Consider the following 299-nt stretch of genomic DNA (forward strand, 5'->3'; position numbering starts at 1 on the left):
CGCGAACAGCGTCCCATTTACTGGAGTTGATTGGTCAGCTACGGCGTTAGAACTTGTGGGTAAGAGACAGTCGTAAACGACGGGGCTTCCCGTACCGCACGTTGGGATATTTGCTGGTTTACGATACGGCCTGTTCTCTCGTCTGAAACGTCCCGCTTTCGCGGTCGAACAGGTGTACCGATGGCTGTGCCACACAGCCGTTACTCCTATCCTCGCCGTGAGGACTCGGAGTTATCTTCTGTCTCATGTTTTCGGCTCCGTTACAATCGGCGTTGCCGACCAATCCACAGGATGAACAG

Annotated in this window: 1 pseudogene; it reads right to left on the minus strand. The window is 54.2% G+C overall.

Annotated features, from left to right (window positions below):
• Positions 1-118: 118 nt before the first annotated feature.
• A pseudogene (locus O2S87_RS19050) lies at positions 119-299 on the minus strand (RNA-guided endonuclease TnpB family protein); the annotation flags it as partial.

The organism is Halohasta sp. A2 (assembly GCF_056175805.1).